Below are 23,243 nucleotides of genomic sequence, written 5' to 3'. Positions count from 1 at the left end.
GACACGAGCGACCATCGATGCAGGTTCCCCGCTCCGCGGGCCCCACCGGGTCCGGGGACCTCAGCGGGTGGGGAAGGTGAGGACGGCGCGGGCTCCTTCGCCGGGGCGGCCGGTCAGCGTGAGACCGCCGCCGTGCGCCTCGACCACCTCGCGGACGAGCGCGAGCCCGAGCCCGAACCGCCGTCCGCGCCCGGTGTCCGTGCCGCCCCGGGCGAAGCGTTCGGTCAGCGTGTCCGCCTCGGCAGGGTCGAGCCCTTCGCCGGTGTCGGTGACCGACAGCGTCGCCGCCCCCGCGTCGAGCCCGGCCGCGATGACGATCTCGTCGCCGGGGCCGGTGTGCGCCAGCGCGTTGTCCACGAGCGCGTTGACCGCCCGGCGCAGCGCCACGGCGACACCGGCGATGACGACCGGTGCGGCCGGGGTTTCGGCGGTCAGGCGTACGGAGTTCTGCTGGGCCAGGATGTTGAAGCCGACTGCCACCTGCCGGGCCAGCTCGCCGAGGTCGACCGGCTCGCTGAGTTCGGGGCGGTGTTCGAGTTCGGCCGCGAGCAGCAGGTCGTTGACGATCTCGGTCAGCGCCTGGGTGTCGTGGCGCAGCCCCTCGATGTCGCGGCGCGTACGCTCGTCCAGCCCCGAATGCGGCCGCCGGGCGATGAGCTGCGCGCGGGTGTGCAGGATCGTCAGCGGCGTACGCAGTTCGTGGCTCGCGTCGGCGACGAACCGGCGCTGCATCGCCAGGGCACCGGCGAGCGGGCGGACGGCCCGGCGGCCGACGAACCAGCCGATGGCCGCCGCCGCGAGGATTCCGGCGATCCCGGCGATCAGCAGCGAGGTCCCCAGCCGCCGCGTCTCGTACGCGCGAAACCGCGTGTCCAGCGCGGCCACCATCCGGACGTCGCCCCGGTCGGCGGCGTACAGCAGGTACTCGGTGTTGTCGTCGCCGTGTCCGGTCCGGGGAGCCCGGACCGTGCTCCGGCCCGGGGGCAGCGACCGGATGTCCAATCGCCGCAACACATCCGGCGCGTTCGTCGAAGACTCCACGGTGGTGCCCGGCCCGGTGCTCTCCAGCAGCACGATCTGCGGCTGTTCCGGGGTGACGTCGCGGGCGGCCGTCGCCGCGTCGTGCACGATCCGTTCAGCGTCCGTACGCTGCTCCCGCACGGTGAAGACGAGAACGACCAGGATGATCCCCGCGACCACGAGCGCGACCGCGGCGGCGGTCTGCGCCGCGACCACCCAGGCGGCCCGGCGTACCAGGCGGGCGTCGGCGGAGCGGCCGGTCATGCGCGGCCCATCCGGTAGCCGACCCCGTGCACGGTCTGCACGACCCCGGTCCCGAGCTTGCGGCGCAGGTAGTAGACGTAGGTGTCGACGACGCCGGTCCCGTCCGCGTCGGGGAAGATCCGGGCGAGCAGGTCGTCGCGGCTGAACGTGCGCCGTGGCTGCGCCGCGAGCACCCGCAGCAGCTCGCATTCGCGCCCGGACAGCTCGACCGGGTCCGCGCCGCCGCCGAGCACCCGGCGGGAATGCAGGTCGAGGACGCGGTCGCCGAGGCCGACCGTGCCGGCGGCCGAGGCGTGCCGGCGTACCAGGGCGCGCAGGCGGGCCAGCAACTCGTCGACCTCGAACGGCTTGACCAGGTAGTCCTCCGCGCCGGCGTCGAGGCCCTCGACCCGGTCGGCCAGCGTACCGAGGGCGGTCAGGAGCAGGATCGGCGTCGCGACACCCCGGTCGCGCAGCCGCCGCACGAGGTCCGCGCCCTCGATCGCGGGCAGTCCCCGATCCACCACCATCACGGTATATGTCCTGGTCAGGGCGAGATGCAGGCCGCGCTGGCCGTCCCGGGCGGTGTCGACCGCGTACCCGGCGTCGGTCAGCAGCTCGCCGAGCATCTCCGCGAGCTGGATGTCGTCCTCGACGAGCAGCAGCGGCGCGGGAACCATCACATCATCATCCCATCGCGCTCTCAGAAGACTCTGAGATGACCACAGCACGCTGGTGGGCATGAGCACGCAGCCGATCATGATCCGGGCGCCGCGCCGCTGGTGGGCGGATGTCGCCGGGACCTTCGGCGTCGGCAGCCTCGTCGCCGTCACCGCGCTGTGGGTGGCCGGCGGCGGCCTGCAGGACCTCGGCGGCCAGGACAACGGTCTCACCTCCGCCGGCCGCCTCGCCGGTCTGCTGTCGGCCGACCTCATGCTGCTGCAGGTCCTGATGATGGCCCGCATCCCGTGGCTCGAACGCTCCTACGGCCAGGACACCCTCGCCCGCCGGCACCGGCTCGCCGGCTTCTGGTCCTTCTGGCTGCTCATCGCGCACATCGTCTTCATCACCTTCGGCTACTGGGCCACCTCGCCGCTCGGGCTGGTCGCCGAGACCTGGAACCTCGTCACGACCTACCCCGGCATGCTGCTCGCCGTCGCCGCCCTCGCCATGATCATCATGGTGGTCGTCACGTCCATCCGCGCGGCCCGCCGCCGGCTGCGCTACGAGTCCTGGCACCTTCTGCACCTGTACGCGTACCTGGGCGTCGGGCTCGCGCTGCCGCACCAGATCTGGACGGGTACGCATTTCGTCGACTCCGCGCCGGCCCGCTACTTCTGGATCACGTTCTACTGCGCGACCCTCGCCGCCGTCCTCGTCTTCCGGATCGGGCTGCCCGCGTGGCGTACGCTGCGCCACCGGCTGGTCGTCGACCGGGTGGTGCACGAGGCGCCTGGCGTGGTCTCGCTGCACATCCGCGGGAACCGGTTGACGGCGCTGCGCGTACAGGCGGGGCAGTTCTTCCTGTGGCGCTTCCTGGACGGGCCGGGATGGTCGCGCGGGCACCCCTACTCGCTGTCGGCCGCGCCGCGCGCGGACCGGTTGCGGATCACGGTGAAGGACCTCGGCGACGACAGCGCGAAGGCGGCGGCGATCCGGCCGGGGACCCGGATCATGATCGAGGGCCCGTACGGCGCGCTGACCGCGGACCCGGCCAGCCGCCGCCCGGCGGTGCTGCTCGCGGCCGGAGTCGGCATCACGGCGCTGCGCGCGCTGATCGACGACCTCGTCGCGGCGCGCCGCCCGGTCACGGTCCTCTACCGCGTCGGCGACCGCGACACGGCGGTCTTCCGCACGGAACTGGAGGCGTACGCCGAGAGCGGCCGGCTGCGGCTGCTCTACCTGACCGGCTCACGGGGCCGCCGGGCGTCGTTCCTGCCGGGAAAATTCGCGAACGAAGGCGACGCACGGGCGCTGCGCCGGCTGGTACCCGACGTGACGGCCAGCGACGCGTACCTGTGCGGGCCACCGGAGTGGATGTCGTACGCCCGGCACGCGCTGCGGTCGGCGGGCGTACCGGCCGAGCAGATCAAGTCCGAAGAATTCGCCTGGTGATGAGGAACTGATGCGACGGATCACGCTCTGGATCGTGTCCACGGTGGCCGTGCTGGTACTGCTGTTCAGCTACCGCACCAGCACCTCGGGACCGGCGACGCCGGCGACGGCGGTGCTCGCCCCCGCGGCCGCCCCGGCCGGGATCGTCACCACTCCCGCGCCCTCGTCCTCGTCTTCCTCTTCATCCTCGTCTTCCTCTTCGGGATCGGCCGCGCAGCCGTCGAAGGCGGCGGCCACGAACGTCACCGTCAACGGCTCGGCCGTCGACACCCGCTGGGGCCCGGTGCAGGTCCAGGTGGCCATCGCCGGCGGCAAGATCACCGAGATCACCGTGCTGCAGCAGCCCACGTCCAACCGGCGCGACGAGGAGATCAACGCGTACGCCCTGCCGCAACTGCGCGAACAGGTGCTGTCGGCGCAGAGCGCGAACATCGACGGGGTCAGCGGGGCGACGGTCACGTCCGACGGATACCGCGAGTCGCTGCAGAGCGCACTCGACGCGGCGCACTTCGGCTCCTGACCACATCCAAATCTTGAGAGCGACCGGCAGTTGGCGCTCGGGATCCGTCGATCTGCTCCGGGACGCTCGCTGCCAAGATCCCGTTTGGATCAGGTTTTCGCACCGGGTCCTGATGCGGGGGGAGTGATCCATCGCGTCGGATCCTCGCAGGTGGCCTGGACCAGGCCTGGGCTTTGTCGCGGCTGTCCGGTATGGAGGCTGTCCGACGCGTCCGGGGTGTGGCTCTCTCATGGGTCGGGGCGTCGCTGGGCCTCGATCCAGTACCCGGATGCTGTAGTAGTGGATCTCTGCGGCGTGATCAAGTTCCCTGGAGCTGCGGATTCGGCCTGTTTTCTGCAGGATTTGGGAACTTGATCATGCCTTCACGTCTGCTCGATCATGCCTGCACGTCTGATGGGGCGATCACTGTCCCGAGTGATCATTTACCGCTATTACGGCGGGACGCGGCAGATGGCCTTGATCAAGTACCGTCTATTCGGCAAAGGAGGGCCCGCCCGCCGTAATGACGGTATTTGATCAAGGAAATCGGCGTCGCGATGCCGTTATAGCGGTACTTGATCAAGGTGATCGTGTCGCGGGTGGGGACGAAGTTGTCGGCCCCGACGGATCACCCACACAGGCAACCGGAGAGCCCAAGATTCGGGTGATTTCCCTGATCCAAACGGGATCTTGGGACTGGGACGGAACACCGGCGACAGCGGAGCGACTGGGGCGTGATCGACTGCGGTGGGGGTGTGGACTCGAGTCGCGTCCCGGGCGTCCGCGCACCCATATGGCGACTGTGATCAGCGGCCTGGCATGAAAAAAGCAGGGAACCCCCTGCCACTCTTAACGTATACCGGACCCCCGGTCTTGCGGCAAGACCCGGGTCATGCCCCAGAATGGTCGGCCGAGGCCAAGTACGGACCGAATTGGGGGATTCGCGACATGCGCGTGCTGATGACATCGTGGGGATCACGGGGGGACGTCGAACCGCTGGCCGCACTGGCGCTGCGGCTCACCGAACTGGGCGCCGAGGTACGCCTCGCCGTCCCGCCGGACGAGGATTTCGTGGACCTGGCGGACCGGGTCGGGGCGACGCTGATCCCGTTCGGGCCGACCGTGCACTCGATCGTGGCCGCGGACCGGCCGCCGAGCGCCCAGGACGCCTTCCAGCTGGCGGCCGCGCTGGTCGCCGCCCGCTTCGAGACGCTGCCGGGCGCGGCCGAGGGCTGCGACGTCATCCTGGCCACCGGTCTGATGCCCGCCGGCGTACGCGACGTCGCCGACAAGCTCGGCATCCGTTACGAGCTGGCGGCCTTCCAGGTGTACGGGCTGCCGTCGAAGGTCTTCAAGCCCGGCGGTCGGCCCGGCAAGCAGTCCTCACCCGACGAGACCGACCTCGACGTGCTGTGGCAGGAGGACGCCGACCGGGTGTACGAGCTCTACGGCCGGCCCCTCAACGAGCACCGCGCCGCGATCGGCCTGCCGCCGGTGGCGAACGTACGCGACTACGTGTTCGGCGACCGGCCGTTGCTCGCGGCCGACCCGGTCCTGTGCTCGTGGGCGGACACGACCCGGGTGGAGGTCGTGCAGACGGGCGCCTGGATCCTGCCGGACGAGCGGCCGCTGCCGGACGGGCTGACCGCGTTCCTCGATGCCGGGCCGCAACCGGTCTACGTCGGCTTCGGCAGCATCGGCATGCACGCCGCGCCGGACGTCGCCCGGGTCGTCGTGGAATCCGTGCGGGCCCACGGCCGCCGGCTCGTCCTCGCCCGCGGCTGGGCGGAGCTGGCGAAGATCGACGACGGGGACGACTGCTTCGTCGTCGGAGAGGTCAACCAGCAGCTGCTGTTCCGCCGGGTCGCCGCCGTCGCGCACCACGGCGGGGCCGGTACGACGACCACGGCCGGGCTGGCCGGCGTACCGCAGCTGGTGATCCCGCAGTACGCGGACCAGCCGATCTGGGCGGCGCGGGTGGCCGAACTGGGGATCGGCGTGGCGCACGCCGGGCCCGCGCCGACCGTCGAGTCCTTCTCGGCCGCCCTCGACTCGGTGCTCGCCCCGGCGGTCCGGGAGCGGGCGGGAGCGGTGGCAGGACGGATGACGACCGATGGTGCGACCGTGGCGGCGAAGCTGCTCCTCGGTCCGAACGCCTAGGACAGGCCCTGGCTCAGAGCTTGCTGAGCCGCCACGCGAACCAGAGCTGCAGCAGGCCGACCATGATCAGCCAGAGGGCCGCCATCCAGATCGCGAACACCAGCGTCGGACCGGGCCAGACCAGGATGATCACACCGAACACCAGGTTGAGCAGGCCGATGAAGATCGTGGGCGCCTTGTCGCCGGCCGGGCGGCCGAAGCCGGAGATCATCTCGCTCAGGCCGCTGATCACCCAGAGGATGCCGACGAGGATCACCAGGAACTTGACCGACTTGCCGAGGTTGAACAGCACCAGGATGCCCGCGATCAGGTAGACGGCACCGGTGAGGCCCCGCCACGCGCGGGCCTTGCCGGTGACGCCCTTGCTGGTGAACGCGCCGACGAGGCGTACCAGGCCGAGCAGGATGAGGCCGATGGCCAGCAGCGAGGCGAACACCAGCAGCGTCTGGCCGGGCCACACCAGCAGCACGAGGCCGAGGATGATCGAGGTGATGCCGCCGGTGACGCCCGTGCTGCGCCAGGTGTCCATCATCGAGGTACGCGGCTGCGCGGCTGGGCTCGTCATGTCCTGACGGTAGATCCACTATGGCGGGTCTCGCCGGTGAATCGGCTATTTGCCCACCGGCTGCGGATTGGTCACCGGCAGCGTGTGCGAGGTGCTGGCGGCCGCGGCGGCCCGGTCGAGCAGAGTGGGCTTGAGCGGGCGGAAGCGGCCGATGAGAGCGGCCATGGCGACACCGAGCACGCACCAGATCCCCATCGCGATCGCCGTACGCGAGACGCCCGCGGCCAGCGCCGCGCTCTGGTCGTCGCCGGCGGCCACCCGGTTCGCGGTCACCGTCGCGTAGATCGAGGCGACGATCGCGGTCATGACGGCGGCACCCACGTACCGGGCCATGTTGGAGATGCCGGACGCGGCCCCGACCTCGTTCGGCTCCACGCTGGCCGTCGAGATCGACGAGGCCGGCCCGTTCTGCAGGCTCATCCCGGCCGCCAGGGCGACCAGCGGCAGCACGAACGCCGCGTACGCCCAGGAGGAGGTGACGAAGGCGAGGACGCCGAACGCCACTGTCATGATCAGGAAGCCGGTGACGATGGTGCGCCGGGCGCCGATCTTGGAGACGACCGGCGTGATGAGCGGGGCGAGCACGACCGCCGCGGCGGCGACCGGCAGCGTGGCGAGGCCGGCGTCGAGCGCGCTCATCCCCAGGCCCGCCGAGTCCTGGAAGTACAGGCTGACGATGTACATGATCGCGTTGAGCGTGCCCGAGCCGAGCAGGATCGAGATCGTCGCGCCCACCAGTATCTTGTTGCGGAGCAGGTTCAGGTCGAGCAGCGGAGCGGCGAGCCGCTTCTCGACCACCACGAAGGCGACGGCGGCGGCGATCGAGAGGACGAAGCAGCCGATCGTCCTGGCCGACAGCCAGCCCCAGTCCGGTCCCTTGGTGAGGCCGAAGATGATGGGCGCGAGGATCACGGCGATGAGCACCGTTCCGGCGTAGTCGATCGAGCGCGGGCGGTTCGGGTCGCTCGACTCGGCGATCCGGGTGAGCGTCAGCGGGACGCACGCCGCCGCGATGATGGCGTCGATCCAGAACAGCCCCTGCCAGCCGGTCGTGTCCGCGAGTACGCCGCCCACCAGCGGTCCGGCCGCGGCGCCGATCGCAGACGCGGCTCCCCACAGGGTGACCGCGCGCAACTGTTCCTTGCCGGTGTTGGCGGCCGAGATGAGGCTCATGCCGCAGGCCAGAATCGTCGAGCCCGCCGCGCCCTGGATGCACCGTCCGGCGATCACGCCCCCGCCGCCGGGCGACAATGCGATGAGGACGCACGACGCCACGAACAGCAGCAGGCCGCCGAGGAAGATCTTGCGGCGGCCGAACACGTCGCCGAGCGCGCCGGAGGTCACGATCGTTGCCGCGCCGACCAGCGAATAACCGGTGACCGCCCACTGCAGCGTGGTTACGGCCATGCCGGTGTCCTTGGAGATGGCGGGCAGCAGGATCGACACCGCCGACGTGTTCGCGTTGACGACCAGCGCCGAGACGCACGTCGCGATGAGCGTTCCGGTCGCGTTGCGCTTGCGCCGCGCCGCATCGGGGTCGGCCGCGCCGGCATCGGCCGCGCGGCTCGCAGAGGTGCCCGCCATGGTCGCAATCTAGGCGCGATCCGACCCTTGTGCGGTGTTTTACGCGAATCTACGGGTCTCACCCGGCCCGGGTGAGGCGCGCCGGTACGCGTACGGGCACCGTGGACGGGTAGCCGACCGTGGAAGGAGCGCCTGATGTGCCGCTGGATGGCGTACTCGGGATCGCCGATCATGCTGGATGCGCTCCTCTACAAGCCACAGCACTCCCTCATCGACCAGAGCCTGCACAGCAAGCTCGGCGTCGAGACCACCAACGGCGACGGCTTCGGCGTCGGCTGGTACGCCGAGGGCGGCTGCGGGATCTTCCACAGCGTCGGCCCGGCCTGGAGCAACCGCAACCTGCGCGAACTGTCGTCGCACATCAGCTCGCCGATCGTCTTCGCGCACATCCGCGCCTCGACCGGCAGCCCGGTGCAGGAGAGCAACTGCCATCCCTTCCGGCACGAGGGCTGGCTCTGGATGCACAACGGCTCGATCGCCGAATTCGGCAAGATCAAGCGTGAGCTGCTGTTCGCGGTCGACCCGGGCCTCTTCGACTCCATCGAGGGCTCCACGGACTCCGAGGTCATGTTCTACCTCGCCCTCACGTTCGGCCTGCGTGACGATCCCCCCGGCGCGGTGGCGCGCATGGCCGGCTTCGTCGAGCAGGTCGGCCGCGCCCACGACATCGAGAACCCGCTGCAGATGACCGTCGCGACGACCGACGGCGTACGCACCTGGGCGTTCCGGTACTCGACGATCAAGAAGTCGCGGTCGCTGTTCTACAGCACGGACGTGCTCGCGCTGCGGGCGCTGCACCCGGAGAGCGAGTTCCTGCGCAGCGTCTCGGCGGAGTCGCGGCTGATCGTGTCGGAGCCGTTCGGTGAGCTGGAAGGGGCCTGGAACGCGGTGCCCGAGAGCACCTGGGGAGTGGTCCAGCCAGGCCCGGACGGCATGCACCACTTCGCCCCGATGACCCCTTAGGTAAAGATCTTTTTAAAGGCCTTTGTCCCGGGTCCGTCGATCTCACCTCCGCTCCTCGCGCGGGAGACCGTTCCGGCGCGGGGCGCCTCCACTGCCAGGTGAGTGGGGCGAAGCCTCCTCCACCGTCGCCCAGTCACCCTTTCACCCCGATCACGATGGACCCGCAGCCCGCGATACCCCCCCTCGCCCGGATTACCAGGGGTGGGTCGGTGGGGGAGGGCCGGGGTGGAAGAGGTCCTTGATGAGCTTGCGCGCGTCGCCATTGCTGGTCGGACGAGACCGACACGCTCACTCGGAACTCCATCAGAAGATCATCGCGTGGCGTCGGTGTGTTCACTGGCTCAGGGCTGTCGTACGGGGCTGCGACGATGGCGAGGTGGTGAAGATTCGGGTGGCGGTGGCCGACGACGTTCCGGCGATCATCTCGGTAGGGCGGCGTACGTGGCCGGAGACGTACGGGTTCGCAGGCTCTGAGTACATCGCCCACGGGCTGGCCACCTGGTGGTCTCCCGAGGCCGTCGAGCGGAGTCTGGCGAATACCGTCGTGCTGGTGGCGGGCAGCGGCGACGAGATCGTGGGGACTGGCAACATCGATCTGCGCGGCGACGTCGCGATCATCTGGAAGCTCTACGTCGTGCCCGCGGCCCAGGGCACAGGCACCGGCTCCGCCCTCATCACGAGCCTCATCGGGTACGCGGGGAGCCGCCCGGTCCGCCTCGAATACCTCGACGGCAACACCCGGGCGGCCCGGTTCTACGCGGCTCAGGGCTTCGCGGAGATCTTCCGTGAGCCGAGCGGTCACGAAGGCTGGCCGGCGACGATCTGGGCGGAGCGGACGGCCGGGTAGGAGGTCAGCGGGTGAGGTCGTGGCCGGTGGTGCTGTCGATGTGGGCGGGTAGCTCGCCCTCGTACCGGTCACCGGTCGTGGCCGTGCCGGTCGGCTCGAACATCAGGATCGCGCCGCCGGGCGACGACGGCTTGTGTTCGGTTCCCCTCGGTACCACGAAGACGTCGCCGGCGTGGAGCACGACGGTGCGTTCCGCGCCGTTCTCCCTCAGCGCGATGTCGAACTCGCCGTCGAGGACGAGGAAGAACTCGTCGGTGTCCTCGTGGACGTGCCAGACGTGCTCGCCCAGGGTGTGCGCGACGCGTACGTCGTAGTCGTTCATCCGCGCGACGATGCGGGGGCTGTAGATCTGGTCGAACGAGGCGAGGGCGGCGTGCAGGTTCACGGGGTCGTTCATCATGGCTCCAGCGTTCCAGGGCGGCCGCGGCGCGTCTTGTACGTTTGCTCCACCGTCCTCACGGGCCCAGGGTCACGTGGAGGATCTTCTCGTTGCTGTTGTCCGGCACGCTGTCCTTGTCGCCCTGGTTGGTCGTCGTGAGCCACAGCCCGCCGTCCGCCGCCGGTTCCACGGTACGCAGCCGGCCGTAGGTTCCCACGAAGTACGCCTGCACTCCCGTCAGCGCGTCGCCGGAGATGACGGCCCGGTACAGGCGGGTGCCGCGCTCGCAGGCGATGTAGAGGACGTCACGCACGACGGCGATGCCCGAGCAGGAACCCTGCGCGACGGGGTAGGTCTGCTTCGGCGGCCGGTAGCCGGCGCACGCGCCCTGCGTACCTTCGCAGGCGGGCCAGCCGTAGTTCCCGCCCTGGACGATCAGGTTGGTCTCGTCCATGACGGAGTTGCCGAACTCCTGCTCCCAGAGGCGCCCGGTCGAGTCGAACGCGATGCCCTGCGGGTTGCGGTGGCCGTAGCTCCACACGTAGGTGCCGAACGGGTTGCCGGCCGGTACGCTCCCGTCCGGGTCGATCCGCAGCACCTTGCCGTTGAGGTTGCCCAGGTTCTGGGCGTTGTCGCCGTTCTGGGCGTCGCCGATGGTCGCGTACAGGTCGCCGTCGGGGCCGAACCGCAGCCGGCCGCCGTTGTGGAACTTGTTGCGCAGCATCCCGCTCACGAGGACCTGCTCGGAGGCCACGTCGAGTACGCCGTTCGTGAGGCGCATCCGCACGATCCTGTTGTCCGCCGGGGACGTGTGCATGATGTAGAGCCAGTGGTCGGTCGCGTACCGCGGGGAGACCGCGAGGCCGAGCAGGCCCCCCTCGCCGTCGGTGCCCCGCACGTTCGGCACCGTCCCGATGCTCGTCTTCGTGCCGGTGACCGGGTCGAGCCGGACGATGTCGTGGGCGTCCCGGCGGCTGTAGAGGAGGTCGCCGTCCGGCAGTTCCACCAGGCCCCAGGGGATGTCGGTGTCGGTCGCGACGACGCGTACGCCGCAGACGGGGTTGGTGCACGCGTCGCCGGTCGTGGTCGTCCACGGCGCGCTGGGATCGGAGCTGTTGCCCTGGGCGTCGCGCGCGACGATCGCGTACCGGTAGATGGTGTGCGGGTCGAGACCACTGTCCAAGAAGGACGTGGCCGGCGGCGCGCTCGCGGTGCCGGTGCTGGTGCCGACGCGGACGTCGTCGCGGAGGATGTCGTACGCGCGCACGCCCACGTCGTCGCTCGCGGCGTTCCAGGTGAGGGCGACCGAGGTGCCGTCGGCGGTCGCGGTGAGCCCGGTGGGCGCGGTGGGTGGCCGGGTGTCGGGGGCGCAGGGCGGGGGAGTGATGCTCACGGTGGTGCTGGACTGGGAGACGTTGCCGGCGGCGTCGCGGGCGTCCACGTAAAGCCCCCAGGTGGCGCCGGCGACGACGTCGAGCCGGGTGGACAGCGTGCCGCCCGGGACGGTGCGGATGAGCTGGCCGTCGTGGAACACGTCGTACGCGGCGACGCCCACGTCGTCGGCCGAGGCGTTCCAGGCGAAGGTGACGGAGTCGCAGGCGAGCCCGTCGACCCGGGGACTGCCGGGCACGCTCGGCGGCTGCTTGTCGCCGCCGGCCGCCGCGGTGGTCCAGCGCTGGTTGGTCTGATGGTTGCAGGTCCACAGCTCGACCCGGGTCAGGTCGGCGGTCCGCGCGCCCGTCACGTCCAGGCAGAGACCGGACTGCACGCCGACGATCTCGCCGGCGGCCGTGAAGCGCCACTGCTGGTTGGCCTGGCCGTTGCAGGCGTAGCTCTCGACGACCGCGCCGCGCGTACGGCCCTGCCGGTAGACGTCGAGGCAGCGGGTGCCGTTGTAGACGCGCAGTTCGCCGCGGGCGGTGTAGGTCCACGCCTGGTTGGCGCCGCCGTGGCAGGTGAAGATGATGATCCCCGCGCCGGGGCGCTGGGACGCGCCGTAGACGTCCAGGCAGCGCCCGGACCCGACGCCCATGACCGGGTAGCCGTTCACCGCCGCGTGGGAGGAGGTCGCGGTCGACGCGGCGAGCGTCAGGCAGACGGCCGCGAGGACGCGGTGGACGAAACGCACGACAGGACCTCCGCTGATCATTACTGGGGTCCAACGCGCGAGGTTGATCCAGGTATCGGCGGCATGACAGGCTAGTTCGGCGCCCCCGCACGATGGAGGATGATCGGTGCCGTCGCCCTCGAAGGCCGGAGTGAGCGTGTTCGTGTTCGGATGAGACCGGCTCCTCGGTACTCTTCGCGCATGATATTCCCGCTGCTGGCAGCGCTGGCCGCGGCGGTGTGCTACGGCGTCGGCTCGGTCCTGCAGGCCGTCGCCGCCCGCCGTACCGGCCACGGCGGCGACGTCGACCCCCGGCTGCTCATGCGGGCCCTGCGGCAGACCCCGTTCCTCGTCGGCATCGGCTTCGACCTGCTCGGCTTCGCCTGCCAGTTCTACGCGCTGCGTACGCTCCCGCTCTATCTGGTCCAGGCGGCGCTCGCGGCCAACCTCGCGGTCACCGCCGTGATCGCCGTTCCCGTTCTCGGCGTACGCCTGGAGCGGCGGCAGTGGATCGCGGTGGCGGCCGTGTGCGGCGGCCTCGCCGTGCTGGGCCTGTCCGCGGGGGCCGAATCGACGGCGTCGGTGAGTCTCGCGCTGCGCTGGTGGTTCCTCGGCATCGCGGTGGCGCTGGCGATCGCCGGTCTGGCCGCGACCCGTGCGCCGCAACGCTTCCGCGGCCCGCTGCTCGGTGTGGCCGCGGGCTGCGGCTTCGCCGTCATGCCGCTCGCGGTCCGCGCCCTGTCCGATCTGCACGCGACCGCGCTGCTGGCCAACCCCGCCGCGTACGCCGCGGCGATCGCCGGGATCGTGGGGTTCGCCTGCTACGCGGCGGGGTTGCAGCAGTCGGGGGTGACGGCGGTGACCGCCGCGGTGGTCGTGGTGGAGACGGCGATCCCGGCGGCGGTGGGTGTGCTGGTCTTCGGCGACACGACCCGCTCGGGGTTCGGCGTCGTGGCCGTCGTGGGCTTCGTGCTCGCGGTGGTCGGGGCGCTCGGGCTCGCCCGCTTCGGCGACCTCGAACACCAGACCTGAGGCTCGCTCGTGAAGATCCAGTTCAAGTTCCATGGCTTTGGCCGGGTTCGTCGATCTCACCTCCGCTCCTCACGCGGGAGACCGTTCCGGCGCGGGGCGCCTCCACTGCCGCCTGAGTGGGGCGAGGCATCCTTCGCCGTCGCCCGCTCACCGTCTACCCCCACCCGGCCGTTGTCGCGACTGTCCGACTTGTGGGCCAGGCGGACGGCTGTCGGGGTGATCGTTTGAGCGCTCTTCGTCCGTATGCGTGGGTGCGACCCCTGCGGCGATCGCCCGGATCGGGTCGCGACGGGCAGCGTCGGCTGTCGTGGACCGATTCCCTACGCGCCTCCGGGCGGAGCGACCGATCGCGTCGGATCTGACGCCGCCGGCCCAGCCTGAGCCTTGCCCCCACTGTCCAGCATGGATGACGCTGACCCGGCGTGACCTTATGGGCGGGGGTCGGCCGGGCGGTCCGCGTACGCCTGGCAGTTCCCTGGGTAGGTCGGCCGTTCGCCGTGCCGGCCTTGATCATGTCGCGCGTATATGTCGACGTGGGTCGCCTGGCCGTGATCGTGTCACTCATATATGTTGCGGCGGCCGAATTTCGACATATGCGAGTGACATGATCAAGGCTCGTGGTCTTCGGGATCTTGACTGCATGATCGAGATCGGTTTCCGGTCGTGTCACGAAGATCGATCAGGGATCGCCACGTCATCATGGCCCAAGATTCGGGTGATTTCCCTGATCCAAGCGGGATCTTGGGGCGGGGCGGGGCCGGTCAGGCGAGGAAGGCGGTGAGGGCGGCCAGTGTCCACTCCGGATCGTCGCGCCAGGGCGTGTGCCCGGCACCGGGCTGGATCTCGTGGCGGGCGTTCGGGAACAGCGCCGCGTACTCGGCGGCGCGGTGTGGCGGCAGCGCCGGGTCGACGCCGCCGCTGAGCAGCAGGACCGGCGCGGTCACCGCGCACAGGGCCGCGCGTACCTCCGCCGGGTCGAAGCAGCCTGGCGCGTAGTAGGTCCCGGCCGCTTCGTCGTTGCGGGCCGCGTCCTCCCACTCGACCGCCGCGCGCGCCGCGGAGTCCCAGCGGCCGTGCATGAAGGGCTGGATGCGGTCGAAGTTCTCGTCGGTCAGCTCGCCGGCCCAGATCCCTTCGAAGCCGGCGTACGCGTCCGCGAACCAGGGCTCGCCTTCGCGCTGCCGGGCCACCTCGCGCCGGTCGTCGTCGGTGACGAGGATGCCGACCGGTCGGGGGCTCGGCGCGGCGAGCACCAGGCGGGCGACGCGATCGGGGTGGCGCAGGGCGTACAGGAGGGCGAGGGTGCCCCCGGCGGAGTGGCCGAGCAGGTCGAGCCGCTCCAAACCGAGCTCCTGCCGCAGGGCCTCGACGTCGTCGACCTGCCGGTCGCAGCGGTAGGAGGTCGGGTCGGCCGGCACCTCGGACGCGCCGGTCCCGCGCAGGTCGAGGCGTACCGACGGCAGCCGTTCGGCCAGCCCGGCGAGGTACGCCGACCCGACCATCGGGCCGCCGGGCAGCAGGACCAGCGGCGGGGTGTCCCCGTGGCGGTGGTACGCGAGCCGGGTCCCGTCGGCGCTCGAAAAGGCGGTCACCTGATCAGGATAATGATCAGGCTTCGCGCCACGCCGGTACGCCGAGCAGCTCGTCCACCGTCACGAACCGGTAGCCCTGGGCGGACAGCGCCTCGACGGTCAGCCGGACCGCGCGTACGGTCTGGGACCGGTCGCCGCCGTGGCCGTCGAAGCCGTCGTGGAAGATGAGGATCGATCCCGGCTTAGTCTTCGCGACCGCGCGGCGGGCCAGCCGCGTACCCGAGGGCTGGAAGACTTCGAGGGCGTGGCAGAACTCGCCGGCCACCGGGTTCAGGTCGTGGCGGCGGAACATGCGCAGGACGCCGGGCCGCCGCCAGAGCCACGGCGACCGGGCGAGGGCCGGCGTACGCCCGATGGTGCGGGTGAGGATCTCCTGGGTGACCGCGACCTCGGCCTCGAACGCGCGGGGTTTGAGATAGGTGTCGAACCGGTGGGTCAGCGAGTGGTTGCCGACGGTGTGGCCGGCGGCGGCGATGCGGCGGGCGGTGTCGGGGTGCCGCTCGACGCACCGTCCTACTTGGAAGAACGTGGCGCGGATCCGTTGCTGTTCCAGGTAATCCAGGATCTCGGAGGTGTACGGCTCGTTGGGGCCGTCGTCGAAGGTGAGCGCGACGACCCGGTCACGGGTCCGCGCCCGGTACGGGTATGCGCCGAAGACCTGCGAGAAGGGCGACATGAGCAGGAAGTACGCCGCGCCGCCGAGGAGGGCGAGCGCGGCGAGCGCCACGAGGGCGGCGGTCATTCGGCGCCCCGGCCGGCGAGGGTGGCGGTGAAGGAGCCGTGGCTGTCGCGGATGGCGGGGGCCGAGCCCAGGACGCGGCGGCCGGCGACCCGGTTGACGGTGTAGGTGAGCACGTAGTGCACGGGCAGGGTCACGAACATGTTGTACGCCAGCCCCTTCGAGAACCGGCGGCCGGAGGTGAAGGTCGGGTTGTCGTGCAGGTACGCGATCCGCCCGCGCTTGCGCAGCTTGCGCAACAGGTCGAACTCGTCGCCGCCCTGGGTCAGGGTGACGTCGTAGCCGTCCCAGTGCTCGCGGCGGAAGGCGATGTTGGTCGCGGACGCGTACGCGGCCCGGCCGGTGAGCTTGTAGACGCCGTTGACCGCCCCGAACAGGGCCTTGCCGTACGCCGTTCCCCAACGGGGGCCGTCCGCGTACACACAGGGGCCGACGACCGCCACGATCTCGTCGTCGTCCTGGCCGCCGTCGCGGAACCGGGCGTCGATGCGGCTGAGCCAGTCGCGCGCGTACACCGTGTCGGCGTCGGCGGACACCACGATCTCGCCCCGGGCGGCGAGCGTACCGGCCTGGCGCGCGTTGCAGACGCCCGGCGCGGTCTCGGCCACGACCCGGGCGCCCAGGTCGCGGGCGATCCCGGCGGTGTCGTCGGTGCAGTTGTTGTCGACCACGATGATCTCGTACGCGCCGTCGAAGTCCTGCTTGTGCAACGAGAGGATCGCGTCGGCGACGTAGCCGGCCTCGTTGTAGCACGGAATGACGACGCTGAACCTGATGCCATCAGCCATGCGGTTCAGTCTTCTGCCGCGACCGGCCGCGGGCCATCAGGAAGCCCCCCGACTTGACCCTGAGCCGAACCCCCCGAGAACCGTAGGGTTATCCCCCGGTACGCAGGGAGTCGAGCAGCTTCCGCACACGCGCCGCCCGGGTCTTCGGCGCCACCGCCTTGAGGACAGGTAGGACGAGAAGGTAGCGCTCGGTCTTGCCCAGCTTCGCGAAGGCCGCCGCGGCTTCGGGATCCGTCGCGAGGGCGGCCGTCACGTCGGCGGGCACCTCGGCCGTGCTCTGGGCGGCGTACGCGGCCTGCCACCGCCCGTCGGCCCGGGCCGCCTCGATCTCGGCGTACCCGGCGGGACGCATCCGGCCGGCGGCGATCAGCTCCCCGGCCCGCGCCACGTTGACCTGGGACCACGTCCCCTTCGGACTGCGCCGCGAATAGCGCTGGAGGAAGTAGTCGGCGTCCAGGCCGCGGCGGTGGCTGTCGATCCACCCGAAACACATCGCGGCGTCGCCGGCCTCCGGTGCCGTGATCGCCGGCACCCGCGCGTTCTTCTTGCGTACGCGCAGCCAGGCGCCGTCGGCCGTGGCGTGGTGCTCATCGAGCCACGACTCCCACGCGGCGATGTCGGCGAAGGTGAGGGGTTCGTCCACAAGATCAGCGTATACGTTCTAGGTGACACTCTGATCGGTGACGCCGGGAAAGTATGCATCGACCAAACACGATCCCGATCCCTATCATGTGCACATGGCGCGCACGCGTACCGTCGCCGGGGCGGGCACCCTCGGCATCGCTGCACTTGTGCTCATCGGCGGCAGCCAGCCGATCACCGAGTGGGTCAACAAGCACACCAGTGCCGACACGGCGTGGGGCTGGTTCCTGCGCGTACTCACCTGGCCGCACTGGGCCTTCGGGCCGGACGACAACACCAACTCGGCCATGCGCAGGCTGCTCGCGGCGGACCTGCGGGCATTGCTGCTCATCCTCTTCGTCGCGCTCATCGTCGCCTTCGCGGCCAAGTCCGTCACCGGTGGCGGCGGGGCGTTCCTGCTCGGCTGGGCGGCCGTCATCTTCGGCAGCGCCCTGGCCGCGTTCATCACCGCGTTCATCCTGTCCTCACCGTCCCTGCTGACGGCCTTCCAGCTGGCCGCGGCCGGGTCGACCTACGGGCTGTTCGCGGGCTGGATCGTCGGCGCGATCACGGCCACCGGCAAAGCCGCCGGCTGACCCCCGCCCCCGGCACACCCCTTCCCGACGATCTTGCGCGAATGCCTCGAATTTCGTGGCATGTGCCCGAATAGCCCGGACATTCGCGCAAGATCGTCGAAAGGCAAGGGGGTTACGAGAGGAAGGTGCCGTAGGGGCCGGCCAGGATCGAGTTCTTCTGCGCCTGGCTGAAGTGCGTGTTCGGGTAGCTGTAGAACGAGGCCGACATCGGCGTACCGTCGGTCGACGCCGCGTCGGGCAGGCCGAACGCATGGCCGAGCTCGTGCACCATGCCGCCGTACCAGCGGTTCATCGACTGGCCGCTCACGCCGGCCGCGCCGTCGGCGTCGTGGCCGGACAGCACCACCCAGCCGGGACTGCCGCCGCCGCCCGCGCCGTCGCCCTCCGCGCTGATCTCACCGACGCACAGCCACCGGCTGTCGGGGTTGTTCAGGGCGAACTTGCGCGCCAGCTCGTTCTGCATGTTGGTCACCGACCACCAGTACTTGTCGCCGCCGTTCGGCGTGTTCTCGTACCAGCTGCGGACGTGGTCGCCGTTGACCACCTCGACGACCACGCTGTTCAGCGTGAACGTCTTGCCGAGCTCCTGGCGGTAGTAGTTCTGCGCTTCCCGCATCACGGCCGCGATCCCGTCGGGATACCGCTGGTCGTACGCGACGTCGGACGGCTTCAGCCAGAAGACGCGTACCGTGCGGGCGGGCGGCGTACCGCCGGTGGGGGTGACGGACGGGGACGCGGAGGGCGGCGGGGACGACGTGCCCGGGAACCCGGCGAGCCGCCAGGTACGCGAGGCCGCGGTGCCGCACGGCAGCTGGACCACGCCGGTGTTGGCGGTGGCCGAGCCGCCGGCCGGCACGACGCACTTGCCCGAGTGCAGGGCCTGGACGGTGAAGGTCTTGTCGGCGCCGGTCGTGACGAGCCGGAACTTCTGGTTGTTCGCGCCGCTGCAGCCCCACTGGATGACCGTGGCATTGTCCGCTGTGGACGCTCCGTAGACGTCCACGCACTTGCCGGCGGCGGCCGTGCCGATCGTGTACTGGTCGGTGGTGCCGGCGACCGGGGTGAAGGTGAAGCTCTGGTTGGTGCCGCCGTTGCAGCCCCACTGGATGAGCTGCGTGCCGTTGGCCGTCGACCCGTTGGGCAGGTCGAGGCAGTTGCCGCCGTTGCCGTTGACGGCGGTCGAGGTGAAGGCGGCCGCGGCCCACGCCGTCGGCGCGGTCAGGACGGCCACGGTGCCACCGGCGAGGACGGCGAGCAGGGGGACGAGGACGGCAAGCAGCCGGGATCGTCTCACGAGGTCACTTCCTTCGTGTGATAACGATGCCCGGCGTCGTCGTTCACTATGGACAGTGGCCGTGCTCGATACAACCGGCGTCCCGGCATGCGGACGCGGGCCGCGTCAGCCGACGGGCGAGGTCCCGTCGCCGACGAGGAACTCGGGGTTGCCCGCGATGAACTCGCCGAGGTTGTCGTTCGCCGCCGCTTTGAACAGCTCCTTGGTGCCCTGCGTGACGGCCTCTCCGGTGTTGCCGGCGTTCGTGGCGAACGTGCCGCCGTTGGTCTTCAGCGCGATCAGGTCGGTGCCGGCCAGGTTCTTCAACCCGAACACGAAGTCGTTCACCGGTACGCCGTGCGTGTCCATCTTCAGCGAGGACCCGGCCGCCGCGATGATCTCCGACAGCTTGCCGGGGTTGGTGAGGATGCCGGCGCTGGTGGCCTTCTTCGCCATCGCCTTGAGCAGTTGCTGCTGGTGGCGCTGGCGGTCGTAGTCGCCGTTGGTGGAGTGGCGCAGCCGGGAGAACTCCAGCGCCTCCCAGGGGGCCATGTTGCGGCAGCCCTTGCGGAACCAGACGGCGTTCTTCGGCGGGGACTGCGGGTCGCCGTCCTTGTACTGCACCTTGCCGTCGACGATGACGTAGTGGTTGGACCACATGTCCTTGTCGACGCACATGTACACGCCGCCCATCGCCTGCAGGATGCCCTTGAAGCCGTCGAAGTCGATGACCACCACGCCGTCGAAGTTGATCCCGGTCAGCTCGTGGATCGCCTTCGTGGCCAGCTTCGCGCCGCCGGTCCAGCCCCGCCCGTTCATGGAGCCGTACGCGTACGCGGCGTTGATTTTGGTGGTGTCGCCCGGGAAGCCCATGGAGCTGTCGGCCGGGATGTGCGCCACCATGTCCCGCGGAATCGAGATCATGTACGCCTGGTCGTGCGAGGCCGAGATGTGCAGGATGATGATGGTGTCGGAGCGGGAGTCCTTGCCGGCCGCCTCCCAGCCCGCGCGGGTGTCCAGGCCGAGCATGAGCAGGTTCATCGCGCCCTTGGGCAGCTTGCCGGAGCTGTCGGCACCGGAGACGGAGTTGTCCGACAGCACGCTCGAAGTGGTCTGGATGTTGCTGGTCAGCTTGCCGAGGTAGTACTTGGCGGCGACCAGGCCGCCGAAGCTCATCACCACGAGCATGACGCCGAAGCCGGTGAGCAGCTTTGTCCACAGCGGCGCGTGGGCGCGCTTCTTGCTCTTCTTCTTGCGCTGCGGACCCGTGCCACGCTCGGAGTCGCGGTCAGGGGACCGGTCGACGGCGTGTCGCCGCGTCGCCTGGACCGACATGTAGGTACTCCTCTGAGGACATCGCCCGCACGGCGCGGCTGGCCAACCGTAAAGGGCGAGGCAAGGGCGGGTCGACCCGGGGTCGAGGCATCGTGGCAAATGCCCGGATTGTTCTGGCGGAAGGGGTGAACAAACATCCACCGAACGTCGGAGGCAGGCTGAACGCCGGCTGAACCGGCCATGAGCGCCACTTGGCGCAGAATCGGACAAAACCCGCACGAAGTCGGATAGCTCCGAATTCGGTTCGGTGCCGTTCCGTTGTGATTACGGTGAATTCGTGACGGGGGACGTGATCATCGCGCGGCCGCGGCTCGTCCGCCGGCTCGACGAGGCGGTCACGGCGGCCCCGGTGACGCTGGTGAGCGCCGAGGCGGGCAGCGGCAAGACGACCGCCGCCGGCCAGTGGTACGCGACGCGCCGGTCGGCCAAGCTCTGGCTGACCGCCGACGCGACCGCGAACAAGACCGGGGTGTTGTGGAGCGCGGTCCTCGCCGCCTGGCCCGGGGCGGGGGTCGCGATGCCGCCCCGCGCGGCCGCCTTCTCGAAGCTGCTGCCGCTGGCCGCCGTCCTGCCCGAGCCGACCGTGCTGGTCCTCGACGACCTGCACGAGATCACCGATCCGGACATCCTCGCCGAGCTGCGCTACCTCATCGACCGGCGGCCGCCGAACCTGCGGCTGCTGCTGCTGAGCCGGTCCGACCCGGCGATGCGGCTGGAACGGTGGCGCCTGAGCGGCGTCCTGGCCGACGTGCGCGCGGCCGACCTGGCCTTCGTCCCCGACGAGATCGCCGAGCTGGCCGGGCGCCAAGGTCTGCGGCTCGCCCCGGGACAGGCCGCCGACATCGCCGACCGGACCTGGGGCTGGGCGGCCGGCGTACGCCTCGCGACCGCGGCCCTGGCCGGTGAGCGCCGGGACGCGGCCGCGTACGTGCTGGGCGAGGTCGTCGACGGGCTGCCGACCAACCTGCGCGAGTTCCTGGTCCGCACGAGCGTCGTCGACGAGGTCGGCGGCCCGTTCGCCGAGGCGCTGCTGGACGACCCCGCGGCCCCGGCGCTGCTCGACACCGTCGCGGCGACACACCAGTTACTTGTCCGCCCGGTCGGCCAGGACCGGGTGTACCGGTACCACCCGCTGCTGCGCGAGGCGCTCTACCACGACCTCGTCGCCCAGCGGCCGATCCTCGGCCAGGTCCAGCACGGCCGCGCCGCCGGCTGGTACGCCGAACGCGGCCGCTGGGTCGAGGCGGTCCGGCACGCGATCCTGTCCCGCGACGCCGACCGGATCGAACGCGTACTGCTCACGGCGCTGCCCCGGCTGTTCTCGGCCGACGCCGACGATCTCGTGGCGGCGCTGCACCCGGAGGGTTCCGCGGGCTACCCGCACGGGCTGTCGGGCACGCTTGTGGCGGCGGTCGAGCACCTGCACGGCGGCGACCTCGACGGGCTGCGCTGCGATCTCGTCCGCTGCCGCGAGCAGCTGCCGAGGGCCGGGTCCGGCGGGATGCGCGGCGCGGTCGAGGCCGTGCTGCGGGTCCTCGACGTGCTCGTCGCCGCCGGCCGGGGCGACGCCGCCGAGCTGGTCGCCACCGCCGAGGACGCCGTGCGCCGGCTGGACGCCGCCGGTCCGGTGATCGGCCCGGTCGTGGCCGCGTACCGGGCGGTCGCCGAGTGCCACCGCGGCATCGGTCTACTGTGGATGATGCGGCCGTGGCAGGCCGAGTCGTCGCTGCGCTCGGCGATGCGGCCCGCGCTGGCCCGGGACCTCGTCGCGGTGCAGGCGCTGGGGCACGCGTACCTGGCCTGGGCGGCGGCCGCCGCGGGCCGCTGCCGCTCCGCCGAACTGCACGCCGCGGCCGCGCTGCGCCATCCGGTCCCGGCCGGCGCGCCGGCCCACCTCGCCCTCGCGCACGTCTGCCTGCTGCGGGCCGACTTCGACACGGCGGCCCTGCACGTACGCCACTGGGCGCACGACGCCGACCGCGGCGCCGACCCGCTGGTGGAACTGGCCGCCCGCATCCTCGAAGCCCGCATCCACCTCGGCCGCGGCGGACCCGCTCGGGCCGAGGCCATGCTCGCCGAGGTACGCGAGAAGGCCGGCCGCGAATCGGTCGCCGCCCCGCTCGTCGGCAGCTGGGTGACGAGCATCGAGGCCGACATCGGTCTGGCCCGCGGCGCGTACCCGATGGCGGTGGTGGGGGAAAGCCCGGGTGAGCAGGTGCGGGCGGCGCGGGCGGAGCTGGGGGAGGGCCGCGCGGGGCGGGCGGTGGAGATCGCGGGCGCGGTCCTGGAGGCCGAGCCCGAACTGCTCACGGAGGTACGCGCGCGAGTGGTCGACGCGGTGGCGCAGCACCGCCTGCGGCACGACACCGCGGCGCTGACGGCCATCGGCGAGGCGCTGCAGGCGGCGGCGGGTGAGCGGCTGGTGCTGCCGTTCATGGAACTGCCCGCCTGCCGTGACCTGGTACGCCTGCACCGCGATCTCGGCGGCGCGCACCGGGACTTCGCCGACGACCTCCTCACCACCGGCGGTACGCCGACCCCGCGGGCGGTCGCGCTGGTCGAGCCGCTGACGGAGCGGGAGCTGATCGTGCTGCGCCACCTGCCGACGCTGCGGGGCAACACCGAGATCGGCGAGAGCATGTTCGTCACGGTGAACACGGTGAAGGCGCACCTGAAGGCGGTGTACCGCAAGCTCGGCGTGACCAACCGCCGGGCCGCCGTCGAGAAGGCCCGCGAACTCCACCTCCTCTGACGGTCGACCCCTGACGGTCGGCCTCTGACGGTC

20 protein-coding genes are annotated in these 23,243 nt (G+C 70.9%); 8 read left to right on the top strand and 12 right to left on the bottom strand.

What is annotated here, in order from left to right; translation table 11 throughout:
* Window positions 1-60: 60 nt before the first annotated feature.
* Entirely contained in the window at window positions 61-1,284 is a 1,224-nt protein-coding gene (locus tag G401_RS0128970) for a sensor histidine kinase (RefSeq protein WP_034593462.1), read from the bottom strand.
* Window positions 1,281-1,943 (bottom strand): response regulator transcription factor, encoded by a 663-nt coding sequence (locus G401_RS0128965; protein WP_027345229.1) that lies wholly within the window; start codon window positions 1,941-1,943, stop codon window positions 1,281-1,283. The genes G401_RS0128970 and G401_RS0128965 overlap by 4 nt, the downstream gene beginning before the upstream one ends.
* A gap of 61 nt (window positions 1,944-2,004) precedes the next feature.
* Here G401_RS0128965 and G401_RS0128960 point away from each other — a divergent pair, with 61 nt between their 5' ends.
* From G401_RS0128960 to G401_RS0128950, 3 genes are all read left to right on the top strand, one after another.
* The gene (locus tag G401_RS0128960) at window positions 2,005-3,378 is read left to right on the top strand and encodes a ferredoxin reductase family protein (protein WP_027345228.1); all 1,374 of its coding nucleotides are present in this window, start codon (window positions 2,005-2,007) and stop codon (window positions 3,376-3,378) included.
* A gap of 10 nt (window positions 3,379-3,388) precedes the next feature.
* Entirely contained in the window at window positions 3,389-3,898 is a 510-nt protein-coding gene (locus G401_RS0128955) for an FMN-binding protein (RefSeq protein WP_027345227.1), read from the top strand.
* Between the two features lie 927 nt (window positions 3,899-4,825).
* Window positions 4,826-6,037 carry a glycosyltransferase gene (locus tag G401_RS0128950; RefSeq protein WP_027345226.1) on the top strand — a complete coding sequence of 404 codons (1,212 nt, stop codon included), beginning with the start codon at window positions 4,826-4,828 and terminating at the stop codon, window positions 6,035-6,037.
* Window positions 6,038-6,050: 13 nt separating this feature from the next.
* Here the strand turns inward: G401_RS0128950 and G401_RS0128945 are convergent, their stop codons facing one another.
* Window positions 6,051-6,602: an HdeD family acid-resistance protein gene (locus tag G401_RS0128945; protein ID WP_027345225.1), complete on the bottom strand. Its 552-nt coding sequence runs from the start codon at window positions 6,600-6,602 to the stop codon at window positions 6,051-6,053.
* Window positions 6,603-6,647: 45 nt separating this feature from the next.
* Entirely contained in the window at window positions 6,648-8,186 is a 1,539-nt protein-coding gene (locus tag G401_RS0128940; RefSeq protein WP_084557713.1) for an MFS transporter, read from the bottom strand.
* A 135-nt stretch (window positions 8,187-8,321) separates the two neighbouring features.
* On the opposite strand from G401_RS0128940, the gene G401_RS0128935 reads away from it, so the two are divergent.
* Window positions 8,322-9,149, top strand: a complete 828-nt coding sequence (locus G401_RS0128935) for a class II glutamine amidotransferase (protein WP_027345223.1) — start codon at window positions 8,322-8,324, stop codon at window positions 9,147-9,149.
* A gap of 376 nt (window positions 9,150-9,525) precedes the next feature.
* A complete protein-coding gene (locus G401_RS49190; RefSeq protein ID WP_051367298.1) occupies window positions 9,526-9,996 on the top strand; it encodes a GNAT family N-acetyltransferase in 471 nt (156 codons plus the stop codon).
* Window positions 9,997-10,000: 4 nt separating this feature from the next.
* Here G401_RS49190 and G401_RS0128925 read toward each other — a convergent pair whose 3' ends face one another.
* Both G401_RS0128925 and G401_RS0128920 read right to left on the bottom strand, forming a co-directional pair.
* Window positions 10,001-10,396, bottom strand: coding sequence for a cupin domain-containing protein (locus G401_RS0128925; RefSeq protein ID WP_027345222.1), 396 nt, complete (start codon window positions 10,394-10,396; stop codon window positions 10,001-10,003).
* 55 nt (window positions 10,397-10,451) lie between these two features.
* Window positions 10,452-12,503: a PQQ-dependent sugar dehydrogenase gene (locus tag G401_RS0128920; protein ID WP_027345221.1), complete on the bottom strand. Its 2,052-nt coding sequence runs from the start codon at window positions 12,501-12,503 to the stop codon at window positions 10,452-10,454.
* 180 nt (window positions 12,504-12,683) lie between these two features.
* Here G401_RS0128920 and G401_RS0128915 point away from each other — a divergent pair, with 180 nt between their 5' ends.
* Window positions 12,684-13,514, top strand: coding sequence for an EamA family transporter (locus G401_RS0128915; protein ID WP_027345220.1), 831 nt, complete (start codon window positions 12,684-12,686; stop codon window positions 13,512-13,514).
* Window positions 13,515-14,275: 761 nt separating this feature from the next.
* Here G401_RS0128915 and G401_RS0128910 read toward each other — a convergent pair.
* The 4 genes from G401_RS0128910 to G401_RS0128895 all read right to left on the bottom strand — a co-directional run bounded on the left by G401_RS0128910 (window position 14,276) and on the right by G401_RS0128895 (window position 17,276).
* Window positions 14,276-15,106: an alpha/beta fold hydrolase gene (locus G401_RS0128910; RefSeq protein ID WP_027345219.1), complete on the bottom strand. Its 831-nt coding sequence runs from the start codon at window positions 15,104-15,106 to the stop codon at window positions 14,276-14,278.
* A 16-nt stretch (window positions 15,107-15,122) separates the two neighbouring features.
* Window positions 15,123-15,848, bottom strand: a complete 726-nt coding sequence (locus tag G401_RS0128905; protein WP_245601878.1) for a polysaccharide deacetylase family protein — start codon at window positions 15,846-15,848, stop codon at window positions 15,123-15,125.
* Window positions 15,845-16,633, bottom strand: coding sequence for a glycosyltransferase (locus G401_RS49185; protein ID WP_051367296.1), 789 nt, complete (start codon window positions 16,631-16,633; stop codon window positions 15,845-15,847). The genes G401_RS0128905 and G401_RS49185 overlap by 4 nt, the downstream gene beginning before the upstream one ends.
* A gap of 88 nt (window positions 16,634-16,721) precedes the next feature.
* The gene (locus G401_RS0128895) at window positions 16,722-17,276 is read right to left on the bottom strand and encodes a YdeI/OmpD-associated family protein (RefSeq protein WP_027345217.1); all 555 of its coding nucleotides are present in this window, start codon (window positions 17,274-17,276) and stop codon (window positions 16,722-16,724) included.
* Window positions 17,277-17,370: 94 nt separating this feature from the next.
* Between G401_RS0128895 and G401_RS0128890 the strand changes: the two genes are divergently transcribed.
* Complete coding sequence (locus G401_RS0128890) at window positions 17,371-17,850, top strand: hypothetical protein (RefSeq protein WP_027345216.1); 480 nt, start codon at window positions 17,371-17,373, stop codon at window positions 17,848-17,850.
* 112 nt (window positions 17,851-17,962) lie between these two features.
* Here the strand turns inward: G401_RS0128890 and G401_RS0128885 are convergent, their stop codons facing one another.
* On the bottom strand, window positions 17,963-19,144 hold the full coding sequence (locus G401_RS0128885; RefSeq protein ID WP_027345215.1) for an RICIN domain-containing protein: 1,182 nt from the start codon (window positions 19,142-19,144) through the stop codon (window positions 17,963-17,965).
* 105 nt (window positions 19,145-19,249) lie between these two features.
* Window positions 19,250-20,458: an LCP family protein gene (locus G401_RS0128880; RefSeq protein ID WP_027345214.1), complete on the bottom strand. Its 1,209-nt coding sequence runs from the start codon at window positions 20,456-20,458 to the stop codon at window positions 19,250-19,252.
* A 277-nt stretch (window positions 20,459-20,735) separates the two neighbouring features.
* Here G401_RS0128880 and G401_RS0128875 point away from each other — a divergent pair, with 277 nt between their 5' ends.
* Window positions 20,736-23,210 carry a helix-turn-helix transcriptional regulator gene (locus G401_RS0128875; RefSeq protein WP_027345213.1) on the top strand — a complete coding sequence of 825 codons (2,475 nt, stop codon included), beginning with the start codon at window positions 20,736-20,738 and terminating at the stop codon, window positions 23,208-23,210.
* Window positions 23,211-23,243: the final 33 nt, after the last annotated feature.

This window comes from Hamadaea tsunoensis DSM 44101 (assembly GCF_000428945.1).
In the GTDB taxonomy this organism is placed as follows: Bacteria; Actinomycetota; Actinomycetes; order Mycobacteriales; family Micromonosporaceae; genus Hamadaea; species Hamadaea tsunoensis.
The sequence above is the reverse complement of the archived record's forward strand: the minus strand, read 5'-3'. Positions and strand labels throughout refer to the sequence as shown.

Bases quoted from the DNA above. Each gene is read 5' to 3' on its own strand.
- G401_RS0128925 (WP_027345222.1), bottom strand. From the start codon at position 10,396: ATGATGAACGACCCCGTGAACCTGCACGCCGCCCTCGCCTCGTTCGAC.
- G401_RS0128880 (WP_027345214.1), bottom strand. From the start codon at position 20,458: ATGTCGGTCCAGGCGACGCGGCGACACGCCGTCGACCGGTCCCCTGAC.
- G401_RS0128950 (WP_027345226.1), top strand. From the start codon at position 4,826: ATGCGCGTGCTGATGACATCGTGGGGATCACGGGGGGACGTCGAACCG.
- G401_RS0128955 (WP_027345227.1), top strand. From the start codon at position 3,389: ATGCGACGGATCACGCTCTGGATCGTGTCCACGGTGGCCGTGCTGGTA.
- G401_RS0128970 (WP_034593462.1), bottom strand. From the start codon at position 1,284: ATGACCGGCCGCTCCGCCGACGCCCGCCTGGTACGCCGGGCCGCCTGG.
- G401_RS0128915 (WP_027345220.1), top strand. From the start codon at position 12,684: ATGATATTCCCGCTGCTGGCAGCGCTGGCCGCGGCGGTGTGCTACGGC.
- G401_RS0128965 (WP_027345229.1), bottom strand. From the start codon at position 1,943: ATGGTTCCCGCGCCGCTGCTGCTCGTCGAGGACGACATCCAGCTCGCG.
- G401_RS0128940 (WP_084557713.1), bottom strand. From the start codon at position 8,186: ATGGCGGGCACCTCTGCGAGCCGCGCGGCCGATGCCGGCGCGGCCGAC.
- G401_RS0128905 (WP_245601878.1), bottom strand. From the start codon at position 15,848: ATGACCGCCGCCCTCGTGGCGCTCGCCGCGCTCGCCCTCCTCGGCGGC.
- G401_RS0128960 (WP_027345228.1), top strand. From the start codon at position 2,005: ATGAGCACGCAGCCGATCATGATCCGGGCGCCGCGCCGCTGGTGGGCG.
- G401_RS0128890 (WP_027345216.1), top strand. From the start codon at position 17,371: ATGGCGCGCACGCGTACCGTCGCCGGGGCGGGCACCCTCGGCATCGCT.
- G401_RS49185 (WP_051367296.1), bottom strand. From the start codon at position 16,633: ATGGCTGATGGCATCAGGTTCAGCGTCGTCATTCCGTGCTACAACGAG.
- G401_RS0128935 (WP_027345223.1), top strand. From the start codon at position 8,322: ATGTGCCGCTGGATGGCGTACTCGGGATCGCCGATCATGCTGGATGCG.
- G401_RS0128945 (WP_027345225.1), bottom strand. From the start codon at position 6,602: ATGACGAGCCCAGCCGCGCAGCCGCGTACCTCGATGATGGACACCTGG.